This is a genomic window from Petroclostridium sp. X23 (assembly GCF_030013905.1).
In the GTDB taxonomy this organism is placed as follows: Bacteria; Bacillota; Clostridia; order SK-Y3; family SK-Y3; genus X23.
In genome coordinates, this window is the sequence record NZ_CP124862.1 from 54,629 (window position 1) to 70,310 (window position 15,682).

10 protein-coding genes are annotated in these 15,682 nt (G+C 41.6%); 9 read left to right on the forward strand and 1 reads right to left on the reverse strand.

Features of this window, described 5'->3' with window-relative positions:
- Nucleotides 1-187 precede the first annotated feature (187 nt).
- From QKW49_RS00310 to QKW49_RS00345, 8 genes are all read left to right on the forward strand, one after another.
- Nucleotides 188-1,807 carry an ABC transporter substrate-binding protein gene (locus tag QKW49_RS00310; protein ID WP_282865602.1) on the forward strand — a complete coding sequence of 540 codons (1,620 nt, stop codon included), beginning with the start codon at nt 188-190 and terminating at the stop codon, nt 1,805-1,807.
- A 44-nt stretch (nt 1,808-1,851) separates the two neighbouring features.
- Nucleotides 1,852-2,841, forward strand: a complete 990-nt coding sequence (locus QKW49_RS00315) for an ABC transporter permease (protein ID WP_282865603.1) — start codon at nt 1,852-1,854, stop codon at nt 2,839-2,841.
- 46 nt (nt 2,842-2,887) lie between these two features.
- The gene (locus tag QKW49_RS00320) at nt 2,888-3,691 is read left to right on the forward strand and encodes an ABC transporter permease (RefSeq protein WP_282868021.1); all 804 of its coding nucleotides are present in this window, start codon (nt 2,888-2,890) and stop codon (nt 3,689-3,691) included.
- 13 nt (nt 3,692-3,704) lie between these two features.
- Nucleotides 3,705-4,646: an ABC transporter ATP-binding protein gene (locus QKW49_RS00325; protein WP_282865604.1), complete on the forward strand. Its 942-nt coding sequence runs from the start codon at nt 3,705-3,707 to the stop codon at nt 4,644-4,646.
- Entirely contained in the window at nt 4,636-5,247 is a 612-nt protein-coding gene (locus tag QKW49_RS00330; protein WP_282865605.1) for an ATP-binding cassette domain-containing protein, read from the forward strand. The genes QKW49_RS00325 and QKW49_RS00330 overlap by 11 nt, the downstream gene beginning before the upstream one ends.
- 259 nt (nt 5,248-5,506) lie before the next feature.
- Nucleotides 5,507-13,645 (forward strand): S-layer homology domain-containing protein, encoded by an 8,139-nt coding sequence (locus tag QKW49_RS00335; RefSeq protein WP_282865606.1) that lies wholly within the window; start codon nt 5,507-5,509, stop codon nt 13,643-13,645.
- A 61-nt stretch (nt 13,646-13,706) separates the two neighbouring features.
- On the forward strand, nt 13,707-13,877 hold the full coding sequence (locus QKW49_RS00340; RefSeq protein ID WP_282865607.1) for a hypothetical protein: 171 nt from the start codon (nt 13,707-13,709) through the stop codon (nt 13,875-13,877).
- Between the two features lie 213 nt (nt 13,878-14,090).
- On the forward strand, nt 14,091-14,288 hold the full coding sequence (locus QKW49_RS00345; protein ID WP_282865608.1) for a hypothetical protein: 198 nt from the start codon (nt 14,091-14,093) through the stop codon (nt 14,286-14,288).
- A 61-nt stretch (nt 14,289-14,349) separates the two neighbouring features.
- On the opposite strand, the gene QKW49_RS00350 is transcribed toward QKW49_RS00345, so the two are convergent.
- A complete protein-coding gene (locus QKW49_RS00350; protein WP_282865609.1) occupies nt 14,350-14,589 on the reverse strand; it encodes a hypothetical protein in 240 nt (79 codons plus the stop codon).
- Between the two features lie 242 nt (nt 14,590-14,831).
- Here QKW49_RS00350 and yunB point away from each other — a divergent pair, with 242 nt between their 5' ends.
- A complete protein-coding gene (gene yunB / locus QKW49_RS00355) occupies nt 14,832-15,551 on the forward strand; it encodes a sporulation protein YunB (RefSeq protein ID WP_282865610.1) in 720 nt (239 codons plus the stop codon).
- Nucleotides 15,552-15,682 lie beyond the last annotated feature (131 nt).

Below are 15,682 nucleotides of genomic sequence, written 5' to 3' on the forward strand. Positions count from 1 at the left end.
AAGTGCGTGATATCAGGCAGAAGCTTGATTAAGGTTGATTGAATTTTATTTGTTACGAATTGTATATGGTGTGAAGCCGTATTATATGCCAAGAAGGCTAATCTTTGATTAGTCTTCTTTTTGTATGTAGAAAGACCGCGGTGCTATTTCTAAAACAAATCAATAAGATGATATCGGGAGGAATAAGATGAATGCAAAAATAAAATACATTTCACTAATTCTTGCAGGAATAATGGCACTTTCCTTTGTGTTTGGAGGATGTTCAAATGATGTAAACCGGGAAAATTCCGAAAATGTTTCCAATGCCGCGGTTGAAACCAAAGATGAACTAATTATCTCTGTTGGGAAAGGAACGGCCGGTGGAGGATATAATCCTTGTACCGGTTATGGGATCTACGGATATGGACTTTTTTTCAGCTCACTGTTAAAATTCAATGATAAAATTGAAGTTGAGCCGGATTTAGCTACCGATTATACCGTCAGTGAGGACGGATTGACCTATACCTATCATTTGAGGGAAGATGTTAAATTTTCCGATGGTGTTGTTCTTACGGCTAACGATGTTGTTTTTACATATCTAACAGCGAAAAATAGCGGCTCTAGTGTGGATTTGACAATGCTTGCCGATGCAAAAGCCAGCGATGACAGAACAGTAGTTTTTACCCTTCATAAGCCGTGGTCTGCGTTTGCTTCAACCACCGCGCTGCTGGGTATTGTGCCTGAGCATGTTTATGGTAAAGATTTTGGAGACAATCCTGTCGGCAGCGGGCCATGGAAATTGGCACAGCTTGATAAGGAGCAGCAGTTGATTGTTATTCCCAACGAGTATTATTATGGAACAAAACCTTCTTTTAAAAAGGTTACTATTCTTAATCTTGACGAAGAGGCGGCACTGGCCAGTGCAAAATCCGGCAGTTTGGATGTCGTAATGGTTAACCCGGAATATTCGGAAGAAGCGGTTAAGGGAATGCACCTTGTATCTTTGGCTACCGTTGATAATAGAGGGTTTAACCTGCCGTGCATACCGGAGACGGTTAGTGTCGATGGAAAGACGATAGGCAATAATGTTACAAGTGATTTTGCCATTAGAAAGGCTTTAAATATCGGCATTGATCGTGTTAAGATTATTCAAAATGCATTAAACGGTGTCGGTGTTCCGGCTTATGGCCGGGTAGATGCACTTCCATGGTTTCACCCTGAAACTCCTTTCAAAGATAACCAGGTAGAAGGAGCATGCAAAATACTGGAAGAGGCAGGCTGGAAGGATAGTGACGGTGACGGGATCCGTGAAAAGAATGGTGTGAAAGCCGAGTTCACCATCACAGGGCGTACCGATGACTTGCAGCGCTATAATCTTGCTGTTGCCCTGAGTGAAGATGCAAAAAAGCTGGGTATTAACCTGAAGGCCCGGGCTGTTGCATGGGCGGACTGCAAAGCGCAGGCATTAAATATTCCTACCTGCTGGGGCAGCGGAAACTACAGTCCTATTGATTTGTATAACGGATACTATTCAAAAATGATTGGAGCAGGAATAAACAATACGTCATTGTATTCCAATCCCAAAGTAGATGCTTATATGGACCAAGCTCTTGCTGCAACAAATATGGAAGAAGCCATTGAATATTGGAAGCTGGCGCAATGGGATGGGCAAACCGGCATCAATGCGGATTATCCGTTCCTCTGGATTGTTAATATTGATCATACTTATTTTGTCCGGGATGGTCTGAATCTTGGAAATCAGATGATACATCCTCATGGTCACGGACAGCCTGTGATTGCCAACATGAATGAATGGAGAATGGAATAGTTTTTAGAAAAGATGATTGGATATTCCTGTCCGGGAGGGGAAATATGTATAGAAACATGCTTTTGCATATTGGTTCAACATTATTGAGAATGATGGGCCTTCTGATCGCCATTAGTATCGTTGCATTTGCACTGATGATGGCATCTCCTATCGATCCTGTGGATGCCTATGTTGGTTCAGAGTCGGGTGTTTCGCAGGAGCAGCGCGAAAATGTTGCGGAGTATTGGGGGCTGAATAAGCCGCCGGTGGAGCGTTATTTCATATGGGCAAAAAATATGATTCATGGTGACATGGGAACATCCATCACTTATCGTCTTCCGGTTACGCAGGTTATCGAAGAACGATTTAGAACCTCTATCGCTTTAATGGGAGCAGCATGGGCGATGTCCGGGATACTTGGCTTTGCGATGGGAGTTTTTGCGGGGATTTACAAGGGAAGTATTGCGGATAAGATCATTAAAACATTTTGTCTGATTCTTTCGTCCACACCGACTTTTTGGTTCGGGCTTTTATTATTAATGGTGTTTGCTGTTCAGCTGCAGTGGTTTCCTATGGCTTTGGCAGCGCCTATTGGAAAGCTCGCAAGCGAGGTGACGCTGGGCGAACGCATATATCATTTGATCCTGCCGGCTTTCACACTCAGTATTACCGGTGTCGCAAGTATCGCTTTGCATACCCGCCAAAAGATGATTGACGTGCTGCAGAGTGACTATGTACTGTTTGCGCGGGCTCGTGGAGAAAAGATATGGATGATAGTTTGGCGTCATGGCATACGCAATATTATGCTGCCGGCCATTACCCTTCAGTTTGCTTCGTTCAGCGAATTATTCGGCGGATCGGTACTGGCGGAGCAGGTATTTTCTTATCCGGGTTTGGGGAATGCTGCAACGACAGCGGGGCTTAAAGGTGATGTTCCATTGCTGCTTGGGATTGCGCTTTTTAGCGCAGTATTTGTTTTTACAGGTAATTTTCTTGCCAATGTAATCTATGGCATAGTGGATCCGCAGACGAGGGAAGGGAGATATCATGGATAACGTAACTGCAGTGGTTTTAAAAAAAATTCCAATCATTAATAAGAGAATGCAAATGGTGATAATCCTTAGTTTGGCGCTGCTGGTTCTAACCGCAATTACTATTGCAGGGATGGCGATGGATCCACAGGCATATGCACCTGATTATTCGGCAAAAAAGCTTGACCCTTCTTTTATACATCTGTTTGGTACCGATTATCTGGGACGCGACATGTTTTTTAGAACTGTTAAAGGATTATCCACCAGCATTCTAATTGGCCTGCTTGCGGCAACCATAAGCTCGGTGATCTCATTGATTCTTGGCATTTTGTCTGCTATGGCAGGAGGAAAGGTGGATAAGCTGGTAAATTGGGCCGTCGATTTATGTATGGGGATGCCGCACATTGTTATGCTGATGCTGATTTCCTTTATGATGGGACGGGGCATCAAAGGAGTGATCATCGGGGTTGCGGTTACCCACTGGCCAAACCTGACCCGTGTAGTGCGGGCAGAGGTTATGCAAATCCGAAGTGCGCAATACGTTGAGGCTTCACGGAAATTAGGAAAAAATAATTGGTGGATCGCCAAAAAGCATATCATTCCCCATGTTTTTCCTCAATATATTGTCGGATTAATACTCTTATTTCCCCATGCGATCCTTCATGAAGCTTCTATCACATTTTTAGGTTATGGACTGCCTATGGATATGCCGGCTATTGGTGTGATCCTTTCCGAAGCGATGAAGCATCTTGCAACGGGCATGTGGTGGCTGGCCTTTTTCCCTGGGCTTGCGTTGCTGATGGTTGTTATGATGTTTGACGCCATTGGTGAAAATCTTAAAACCATCATTGATCCGTATAGTGCGCATGAATAAAGGGGGAAGAAAATTGAGAGAGATTAAAGATAAGGTACCTTTGCTTGAGGTGCAGGATCTTTCCGTTGCTTTCCGCATGTATGATAAGGCTATACATCAGGAGGAACTTCAGGTGATATCCGATCTGAGCATTACCGTACGAAAGGGTGAGATATTGGCAATTGCCGGTTCCAGTGGTTCGGGGAAAAGTCTGTTGGCTCATGCTGTGTTGGGGCTGCTTCCGTCAAATGCAATATGCAAAGGGTCTATACGTTATAACGGGCAACAATTAACACCGGAATTGCAGCAGCGGCTGAGAGGAACAAAAATAGCTTTGGTGCCCCAATCGGTTACTTATCTTGATCCTCTCATGCAGGTAGGACAGCAGGTGAGAGGGACACTGAAGGGGAATGGGGCCGTGGCAGCGCAGAGGAAAGCTTTTAAACGTTATGACCTAGAGCAGGAGACGGAGAAGATGTATCCTTTCCAGCTTTCAGGAGGCATGGCCAGACGTGTGCTTGCTTGTACTGCACTCATATCCGATGCGCAGCTCATTATTGCGGATGAACCGACACCGGGTCTTGGTACGGAGGTTGCGATGGAAATGCTTAGAACTTTTCGTGAACTTGCTGATAGCGGAAAAGGTGTGGTGCTTATTACCCATGATATTGAACTTGCGTTCGGCATTGCAGACCGTATCGCCGTATTTTATGCAGGTACAACCGTGGAAACTGCGGCAGCATCGGATTTTAGCATGGGTGGAGAAGCGTTGAGGCATCCTTATTCAAAAGCCCTTTATCATGCGCTTCCGCAAAAAGGATTTAAGCCCATAGCGGGTTCTCAGCCATATGTCGGGGATTTGCCAAAAGGCTGTTTGTTTGCGCCGCGCTGTCAGTATATGACAGAGGTATGCGGCAATAAAATTCCGATGAGGGAGCTCAGGGGCGGAACAGTGAGGTGTATCCATGCGACTTGATGCTAAGAATATAAGTTTTCGATATGGCAATGGGTCCTTCATATTAAAGGATGTAAATTTATTTATCGATAAGGGCGAAAGGGTCGGTTTGGTAGGACCGAGCGGCTATGGAAAAAGCACACTTGCCAAGATATTATCAGGCTATCTGAAGCCTACGAAGGGTGAGGTGCTAATTGATGGAAAGCCGCTGCCTGCCAAAGGATACTGTCCGGTGCAGCTCGTTTATCAGCATCCGGAAAAAGCCCTCAACCCACGCTGGAAACTCCGGGATTCCCTGTATGAGGGGCTTGAGCCCGATGTAGAGCTGCTTGATTCCATGGGAATTGAAAGAGAGTGGCTTGATCGCTGGCCTAATGAGCTTTCAGGCGGAGAAATGCAGCGTTTTTGTGTTGCACGGGTACTTGGCGAGAAAACAAAATTTCTAATTGCCGATGAAATGAGCACCATGCTTGATGTGATTACGCAAGCACAAATATGGAATTATGTGCTTCAAACAGTTGAAAAGCGCGGCATGGGGCTATTGGTTGTTACTCATAATCATGCGCTGGCAGATCGGATATGCACTCGCATCATTGATCTCACAGGATTAAATAAAATATAAGAATAAAATACGAGGAAACATATGATATATAACTTCGTAATATATCATTCTGAATTTTTTATCGATAGGGTACTAATATTCTTAACATAAATAATCTATCATAAAAATTACAGAAAGATGATAGCATAAATAATAGAAGGTGCTGATTGCAGGATAACTCAGCATCCTTTTTTTTGCGTATTTACCGTTATCCATGTAGAACCAAGATTTGACGATTTTTGTAAAAAGAATATAAAAAAATATAAAAAATATAAAAAATATGGAAAATAATATCCTAAAAAAGAAGGATTATGTAAAAAAGCCGGAGAATATATATTTTTATGATATTTTGCAGAATGATATCGCAGAAAAAGTAGAGGGAGGAGTTGCGGGAATGGGAGCAATTGTGAGGACAAAAAAGTACGAAGTATTAAGACGAATGATTATTATGGTCTTAATAATATGTATGCTACTTCCACAAACGTTGGTTTTTGCATCGGATCAGGAAGCGCAAGATCTGGAACAGCTTAGCATACCGGAAGAAATCTTAGAAAATGACCTGTTTTATATAGCCACTGCATCACAGGTATTGAATGAGGGTGAAGGCGGGAAGTATTTATTAAAAATCGGAAGGGGCGGACAGGCCTTAGACGATGCCAATGTACAGGTTAAAATTACAGACATTACTGCAAAATACGCAAAGGATTATAGGATAAATTTAAAAGGTGCTTCACTTATTGGGGGCGATAGGGTTAAGAATCCGGAGGAAAACCAGTCCATGCTGGAGATGATCAGCGGGGCAGAGGATTTAAGAGAGACATCTGCGGACCCTGATGAAGAAATGGTGGAGGAAATGCTTGAGGCGGCAGGGAATGATGAAGAATCTGTTTTTTCAGCCGTATATGGTAAGCAGGAGGAAGAGATTATCCTAACAGCAGAAACAACGCCCGATGCAATCGAATCAGATTCACAGGATGCAACTGTACCGGAAGCGGTATATTCTGCTGTATATGAGCAAGGGGCGATAGATCCTCTTTTAAGAGGAAAAGAGATGTTTACCGGCATTAAATCGGATAGAAAGCCCATGTCTGCGAAACAGGATATGCTTGACGGGATGGGTGAGCTTGCGAACTATTTAACAGGCAATCTCGTGGGAGCGACATTGAATGTACCTTTCAAGGCCGGTCAAAAAGAAAGATATTTAGAGATCGAAGTACTGGACAACAAGGTTTCCGATGGGCAGAGAATTTTTGCCGTTGTCCTTGGGGCAGCGTCCGAAGGGATGAGTAACAGTTCGCTGTCCAGCGCTATGTTTACGATAGAGGATGATGAGCCAAAAGTATTATCGCAAGTGTATTTTGATCAGGAAATGATCTATGCGGAAGAGGACCTGGCGGTGGTTGAAATTTACCGTGAAGGCTCTCTTAACTCCATTGCCTCGATACATATGAAAACCGTTGCGGTTGATGCTGTTGCCGGAAGAGATTATTCGCCGGTTGATGCGGATGTTATTTTCCCCATCGGTATAGAAAAACGGACGCTTGAGATTCCTGTCAACAGTAAATATATTAATGATATGGCGCAATTCAAGCTGGTGTTGGAAGATGCGAAGCAATGTGTGATCAATGGGAATGGAGAAGCGGTTGTAAATATTGAAAAAGGAAAGATATCCCGTATTGCACTGCGGGCGGCATCCGATAGTACTGATTCTAACACAACCGGATCCGATGTTACGAAAGCGGCTGACCTTGATTTGACGACCATGTATGCAGAGAGCAATTCGAGTAATTTTGGAGGAATCAATAAGTACAATGGGGATAAATACAGTATAGGCTGGTCATATGATAGTTTTTGGGATGGCACATGGACCGGAAGGTCAAAAGCCAGGATCAATCTTATGGATCAGAATACAATAGATGCGATACAAGCTTGGGGTAACAGTATCTCCTATGATCCTGTGTTTCTTGCAGATGGGTATTTAGATGGAAGGAATGACTGGGACGGCGTAGAAATCGAGTGGGAGCAAAATTCGAGTAAGCCTGCTTTTGTTGCAGCCAGGGTCAGAGCAATTGATAATGCAGGAGATAAAACATCGCTCTATGATACGGAAGATGAGCGGTGGGGGAAAAAGACAGATACACTTTACTTCGGACAAGAAAAGGTAATCATGCTGGAAGTGGAAAACGAAAAACGTCGTAAAGGAAATCATGCTACGGCAAATATATACAGAATTACACCTATCAAAAGAAAATTCGACGTTCATTTTAAGGCGGCGGCTCCTCTTACCTATGATGACGGAAATGGAAATAAAATTCCTATTCCCGAGTATACGGCTGCAGAGCTGAAAGGTGCGAATGACAGCGGGATCGTTGCAAAATATGCCGATGAGCAGTTTTCCATCGCTGTAAAAAATACCGCGAAGGCAAGACTAAAAGAGATTAGAATCGTAACCGATGATAATTCAAAGGTTATATATACTGCCAGACCTGGTCAGACTGTTGTAAATATTAAAATAGACAATCTGTTTTTGCAGAAGTATAAAGACGTTATTTCATATAATGATGTATCAGGGGTGACGGGGTCAAAGAAAGGCAGTTTCACTGTACAACCGGTTTTCGAATATATTAATGCGGATGTACGGATATTTAAAGCGCAAGAAGGATATGTTGACAAGTTTAATCCATCTTCCGGTCGTCAATATGTGGATAAAGTTTATCATTTGGGAGATAAGCTGAAGCTTAAATTAATGCCTTTCTCACCGGAGGATTACAGGGCGGCAAGTGTCAGGTATAAAACAAAGGAAAATAAGAATCAGAACAAAGAGGTCAGCGGCACGTACGATGTGACATCGGGAGATACCTATATTTATCCGATCAATACTCCTGTTGTGCAATTAACACCGGTCTTCCAGAAAAAAGACAATAAGATTGTGGTACGCATCAATAAAAACGATATCAGCAAATATTTTACTGCGAACAGCGGAGTGTTGAATTATAAGAATAGAACAGATGGCGGAAGTTACTGGCAGTATGTGATTGATACCAATCCTAAATTTCAGAGCAATTACGTGCTGACAATACAACCTAAGAGCAGTCAATATGTTCCGACCTGGAAAGAAGCAAAAAATGATACTGTGTACAACGGTAATATTTTCTATTTTTCTGCAAAGACCCTTACCAGTGAAAATATTATATGGCTGAGTGCGGAGGATGCCACAAAAGTTAAAGCAGGCTATTTTTCTTTGAACGGCATAGCCTATCATAATAATACTTCCATTAGAAACAAATATGGGGCGCAACCCTATCTTCCGGCCGAAGGGGCGGCGATTGCAAGCTGTGGAAATATGGCACTGGTCGGTGCCGACGGGAAGTTTGAACTCTCTCCATTTCGCGGCGTCTATGGCGGGACGGTAAGATACCTTGTTGCGAGTGATGGCAGAGAGGGACTGAGAGAGTACACGTTGCCAACAAGAGAAGGGACAAAAAAGGAATTTACCACCACCATCTTTGACCCGGAGACAAATCAAACTAAGACACAGAAAGTACAAGCTGAAACAGTAAATCTTTCAGAGGTGGTTTTACCTAGTGATGGTACGGATATCCCGGAATTTACATCGGTTAGCGTATATTCGGGAAATGTACCTATAGCAGATTACGATAATGCGGTTACCATTAATGAAAAAACAGTAAATTATGTAGTAGATATAGATGCAAAAGGAAAAGAAATTGCCGGCGTAGACTTTATCGTACTGGATAAGGATAATAAGAAGAAGTTCACAAAGCAGGGAGTACGTCTCTATTCGGGTACAAACAGGTTCGGTTGTATGTCCATGCTGACAACGGCGGGCGATGAAGGCTATGCCCCGGGAGATAAGCTGTTCGTGCAGATGGAGATTAATACACCTCCGGTCTCAGCAGCAGAAGGTGCCGGGCAGTTTACCACAACAAAGCTTATGGCAAAGGATACGGGACTTGTGTTTGTGTCCGATACATATAAAGAGCCGGTTACGCAGAACTTTACAGTACCGACAAATGCTTCATTTATTGATCTGCCGCTCATCGGAAGCTTCAACGCCGCATTTGCATTTAGTAATGTAATGTTTAGCATTACACAAAAGCCGAATAATTTAATCGAAATGAGATTTGGTTATGCGCCTATCAATATGAGTATGTCCACTGATAATTTTAAGCAATATAACGCGATGGATTTAATTGATGGAGTTAAAGAGGCGTTTGGAGACGGATTTTCGGATGCATCGGCCTATAAAGGTGCGGTGGCAGCGATGGGAGCACCTCAATTCAAGGTGAGTCCTGTAGTCGGACTTTCGCTTACATTTGGCATCCGGGATAATGGTGATTTTGAATTAATGGGCGGTGGGGTCTTCCTGGGAGTCACAGCCGCATTTAAAGTGACTTGGTATACATTGCTGCCGGTAGTTTATATTCCATGCTACGTAGGTGTTGCAGGCAATATATCGGCGCTGTTGGAAGGAGGATTTATCGCAGATCCTACCGGTCCGCTGGTTACGGTAGGGGGATTAAATAATCAGTCCTATGAGTTAGATAAGAGTATGAAGTTTGATGCTTCACTCCAAGCTTTGGGAAGCCTCCAGATATTTGCTGGTGTAGGGTTGGCCGGAACGATCGGGGTGCGCGGAGGTGGTCAGATGGATGCAGCCTATATCTGGTATCCGACAGTGACAAAATTCTACCCGAATTACCATACACATGGTTTGAGGCTTACTTTTTCTCTTAGATTGTGGCTGGATGCGTATTTGGTAAGTATTCCTATTCCTATTTATACCTTTGATGATTTGAATTTCGGGTACTATGAAGATCTTGCTAATGCAAAAGAGCCAAAGACGCTAAAGGCACCAAATGCGTTGGCAACACCGGGAGATGAAGACGGCGTACAGTATAAAGACAGGGATTATCTAGATGAAATGTCCGAATGGCTGCCGCAGAATAATAAGCTTTACAGTATGAGACTATTCGGTGCTGCCGAAGGATTGAAGCAGACAACCCTGATCGAAAACGGCTATGACCGGCCCGACTCGAAATTAATAGATATTGGTGGCGGTAAAATGCTTCTGGTATTCTTGGCAGATGAAAAAGAAAGAGAAGCAAATCAGAGAACCGCATTGCAATACAGTATTTTTGACGGAAGCAATTGGAGCCAGCCTGTAACCATACAAGATGACGGTACCGCAGACTTTACGCCAAATATAATGGATGCAGGAGAAAATGTAATCATTACATGGATATCCACACCGCCGGGTGCCGTTACATCGGATGATCCAAAGGAATTTCTGAAGAAAACGGAAATCTACACGGCAATGTTTAATAAAAACAACGGAACAATTGGCAATATGGTACGATTGACCGAAGATGACTTTTATGATTCCATGCCAAATGCTATTTATGATGAGACTACCGGAGATATTGGGGTGTACTATGTAAAAAGCAGCGTGAATAATGAAAGTGACTTTGTGACCGCGGTAGATGTAACAGAAAACAATAGTGTCATCGTGTATATGCTGTATGATGGTGCTCAAGGAAGATGGCTGACGGATTACTATTATGATAACGAATTAAGCGACCCCGCAGATGCGGAAATATTAATAGAGAGGTTTAAAGGGCAAAGGTTCCTCGGTTCTCCGATTGAGAAGTATGGTATGATGGATCCTATTATTACCGACTTTAATGCAATCAGCTATGACGGAACCGGTGTATATGCGTATACCATCGATAAAGATAATATCAAGGATACATCCAGTGATCGGGAGTTATTCTTCCAGGTATATGACTTCGATACCCATAAAACTTACTGGCCTGTCGGCATTACAGATAATGTTAAGAACGATGCGATTCCGAAACTCATTAGAAAAGGAAATGAAACCTATTTGTTCTGGCTGCAGGGAGATACGGCATTAAGATATGTTAATATTACGGCACTGCTTGAAGAAGGTATTAATCCGGACGGCTCGATCAAAGAAGGTTATGATATGAAAATCGGTACGGTAACGCTGTTGTCGGAGTATACGGATAACCAGCCTATCTTAAATGGTTACGAAGTGGTTCAAGACCCCAATAATAACATATATGTTGTTTGGGCACAGCCTGTAGTGGACGAAGAGACCGGAAAAGGCAGCCAGGAGATTTTCGCGGCTGCGATGATTGAAACGAAAACAGCCGAGGGTGAAGAAACGGTTGTTTGGTCACAGGAATGCCAGGTTACCGAATCAGGGTTGTTTAATGATGAGCTGTCGATAGCTGTGAACCAAAGCGGGAAAGTATATGTTGTTCATAATGAGTTTGACCAGCAATATACCGATAACGCAGATGCTCCTGTATTGATTGAGGATATGAAGCTAAGGGTAACGGAATTTATGCCGGACAGCAATTTGATATTTGAAAAATTCATCATGTCGGATAAAACACCAAATTCCGGAGAAATGGTCATGGTAGGAATGGACATAAAGAATGAAGGTCTTCTTCCGGTTGTAAAAGGATATCATGCGGATATCTATGAAGTAAAGAATGGTGTAAGAGGAAAACTGGTTGCCGTCATTGATAGTGATCAGGCAATTTTGGCCGGGCATGAGGAAAAAGGCATATTTGAATGGACACTGCCCGAGGATATCAACAATCTTTCATTGGAAGCAGTGATCACCGATAAAGACACCAATCGGATCACATCGGGAAGCAGTGAAGAAATCCAAATGGTGTCGGAATATGAGATCAAAGATATGCAATGCTACCAGGATGAAGAAGGAATGAAGACTTCCTTTAATATCGTAAATACCGGTAATATGGCATCGGTAGAAGATGATATTGTTAGAGTGAACTTCAACGGGCCATTTGTTTCATCCGATGCATTAGGTATTGACAACAAAGTCTATTATGAAGCGGAAGTAGGCACGATCTTGCCGGGAGAATCCAAAGCATTCGAAGGCAAATTGGATGTGCCGGGTAAAGCGTTTAACCGCTTCGGCTTCTTAAAAACCTATACGGTTGTTACTGATAGTGCAGTTGAACAGGAAAAAGGAAAAGGAATTTCAACCGATATGTTTACTACCCAGCCTTTGGAAATCTCATTGCAGGGTGCAGCGGAGGATGGATTAACGATAGAAAAAGGGGAAAGTCTCCGTTTGACTCTGAGTTATGAACCTGCTAGTATTTATCCTGACGCAGACATCGAATACACTGTACAAGATACTTCCGTTATCGCTATTGAAGGAGATGTAATAAAGGGTATTCATAATGGACAGACTGTATTGACAGCGTATATTCAGCCCTACGGCACCAAAAAGACTTTCGACGTTAGAGTGAAAGGCGGTTCATCATCGGATGATGATGGTGACGATGATGTTGTATCACCAACTGCTCCGGCAAACGATGCAATCGCTATCGATAAGGAATTCGCGGAACAGAATACAACAGAGCAAGTACTGCGCATATCAGAGACAAATGGGGCACAAGCGTTAGAACTGAGTATAGGGGAAGATGCTATCGGAGATAGTACTGATGCAATTCAAATCAGTACCCTAAATGCGGATGTTGTACTCTTAAGAGATACTGTAGAGGCCATCAGAAATACAGGAACGGACGCAGTATTGATGATTTCCGAACAAGGGCAGCAAGGAATTTCCGTAAAGATTATGGCCGATGATGACGAACAAGTGCCTGTAGAAGGGTATGTACTGATGAATTATGATTTGGATGAAGGCAGCCTTGCTGATCATATTATTATTAAGTATAAGGATCAAATTATTACACAAGGGTTTTATGATGAGGATAAAGGTAAACTGTATATACCTCTAATCGGGTCCGGAGAGTATCAGATATTGGAAAATCCGAAATCCTTCAGCGATGTTCAAGCCCATTGGGCAAGCAGAAATATAGGCTTTCTTGCCGCCAGATTCATCTTGAACGGGTATGAGGATGGTAGCTTCAAACCTGAAAAACCGGTAACACGGGCTGAGTTTCTAAAGATTTTACAGGTTAGCGATATCCTCAATACCGAAGCAGAAGGACAAGCACATTTTTCTGATGTTGATGCAAACAGTTGGTACTACGATTATGTGCGATGGGGTGCAGCGAATAATATTGTAAATGGCTATGAGGATCAAACCTTCGGTCCCGAAAAGCCTATTACCCGTGAAGAAATGGCTGTCATGCTCAGTAAGTTTATTGCGCTGTCTCAAAAAGAATTTGAAGAAAGGGATGGAAGTGATTTTGAAGATGATAGGCAGATCGCTTCATGGGCAAAAGATGCGGTGGAAATGCTAAGAAGGCAGTCTATCGTAGAAGGTGATGAGGAAAATATGTTTAATCCGGAGGATCAGCTTACACGCGCACAAGCAGCTAAGCTTATTACTGTGATTTTAAAAAGATATAACGAAATAGCATCTAGGTAACTTATGATTAAATGATTTTGCTGACTTGATACAGAGATATTTAAGTAAGGAGGTGATTAGGTTGAGTGATAAAAAAAATGTAAAAAAACAGGAAGCATCTGTTGAAGAAACTACGATGATTGCAGAAGAAGAGTTAGGAAAGGTTACAGGTGGCGGTGCTTTTGATGATTTTCCCCGAGTGCCGTTCCACGATTATGAAGCGGATGCCAATAAGAATACTGACGGAAAGTGATTGTTAGTAATAATAGATAAAGAAAATTTATAAAAATAATGAATGGGAATCAAGCTGCTTAGACGTATTTTATCTGTGCTGTTTATTCCCATTTTTTTGTGAAAAATGATACAGGTGTAATATCTGTTATAAATGATAATTTTATGATTAAATTGCACACATTGAAGTAAAATAAACTTAAGATCATAAAAGTAGACGGAAAGAAGTGTAAAAATGGATATAACAAAAATTGGTAATGATGGATTGATGTTTTATTATTTTTCAAATAAACGGCAAATGGATCTTTTATACAAACAGCAAAAAGAAATAGAAGAAGAAATCAATAAACGTCTGGATCATATGCGGCTAAAGGCTGGAAAGGGTGAAATTATAATTACGGAATATGGTGCAGATTTCACTACCGAACCATAAATAAGGTATCAAAGAAAAGCGAAGCAATTAGATGATATCTAACACTTCGCTTTTATACTTTTTACCACATTGTTCTATTTTGGATTTGTAATACTTCTACTTCCTGACTATCATTATTAAGCATATTTGCTACTTTATTTGCTTCCTGCTCGTTGTCAAATGGATATACCTTTGTGAGGGTAGATAAGAAGTAATTGCCATCATTTGATTTTGAGACATATCTTTCATGATCAACCTTTGATTTAATAATATATGACATCTGGATATTACTTTGTTTTGGATTAATATGAGCGTTAAACATTAAGAGTCCTCCTTTTATGATGGTATATATTTTTTGTTACCATAAAAAAATATATTTAATATTGTATGCCAGTATTATATTATCATACATGTTTTTTGTCTACAATTATTCTAATTTTTAGCAACAAATTTTTCTTCTATAACAATCATTCAATGAATAATATATTAGAAGTGATGAAAAAGATGTATATAAAAGTGAACATGTTTCTCACATTATCATATGATAATATGGGGGGACTAAGTATGGGATTATGGACACGCAGGGGTTTGGCGTATAGAGTTAAATACAGAAAAAGAAAGAATAAAGGATACAATGTATTTTTAATGATTGCTTTAATTATACTGATGATGATTTACTCGCTTTCAGTATTTGATCGAAAGATCAGGCCAACTGTTGTATCTATCGCGGAGGCAAGAGCAAAATATATCGCTTCAAGAGCAATTAATGAAGCGGTCAACGAAAAGATTGCAGAGGATAATCTGCGGTATGAGGACCTCATTACTTTTCAAAAGAATAATGAAGGTCAGATCATGGCGCTTCAAGCAAATATTATAAAGATGAACCAATTGAAGACTGCCATTTCCATGAGCATACAACAGAAAATTGTCAATATAGATTCCACACAGATTAATGTGCCTATAGGAAATGTTATTAACAGTCAAATGCTGGCCGGATGGGGGCCGAGAATACCGGTTAAATTATTACCTGTAGGAACAGCACAAGCCGATTTTAAGAGCAGCTTTCAAACAGCAGGGATTAATCAGACGAAACACCAGATTTTACTTGAAATACATAGTAATGTATCGGTGCTGCTGCCTATGATAAAGAGCAATTCGGAAGTAACGACAGCAATACCGGTAGCAGAAACCATTATCGTAGGTTCTGTTCCGGATCAATACATCAATGTAGAAGGTGCTACCACCAATCCATCGGATACCATATTGAATATGATGGAAAGATAACAGTCAGGTTGGATTTAGAATGCTAAAGTAATGTCCGGCTTGGCTTTTTTGATGGTACAATTGGACAAGCGGTATATTGTCATTGCTGCTTTAATACTTTATACTATATATAGATTTATCATAATACATAA

What these genes read in the sequence shown, in the direction of transcription:
- QKW49_RS00335 (WP_282865606.1), top strand. Translation starts at nt 5,507, where the DNA reads ATGGAAAATAATATCCTAAAAAAGAAGGATTATGTAAAAAAGCCGGAG.
- QKW49_RS00320 (WP_282868021.1), top strand. Translation starts at nt 2,888, where the DNA reads ATGCAAATGGTGATAATCCTTAGTTTGGCGCTGCTGGTTCTAACCGCA.
- QKW49_RS00330 (WP_282865605.1), top strand. Translation starts at nt 4,636, where the DNA reads ATGCGACTTGATGCTAAGAATATAAGTTTTCGATATGGCAATGGGTCC.
- QKW49_RS00310 (WP_282865602.1), top strand. Translation starts at nt 188, where the DNA reads ATGAATGCAAAAATAAAATACATTTCACTAATTCTTGCAGGAATAATG.
- yunB (WP_282865610.1), top strand. Translation starts at nt 14,832, where the DNA reads ATGGGATTATGGACACGCAGGGGTTTGGCGTATAGAGTTAAATACAGA.
- QKW49_RS00350 (WP_282865609.1), bottom strand. Translation starts at nt 14,589, where the DNA reads ATGTTTAACGCTCATATTAATCCAAAACAAAGTAATATCCAGATGTCA.
- QKW49_RS00315 (WP_282865603.1), top strand. Translation starts at nt 1,852, where the DNA reads ATGTATAGAAACATGCTTTTGCATATTGGTTCAACATTATTGAGAATG.
- QKW49_RS00345 (WP_282865608.1), top strand. Translation starts at nt 14,091, where the DNA reads ATGGATATAACAAAAATTGGTAATGATGGATTGATGTTTTATTATTTT.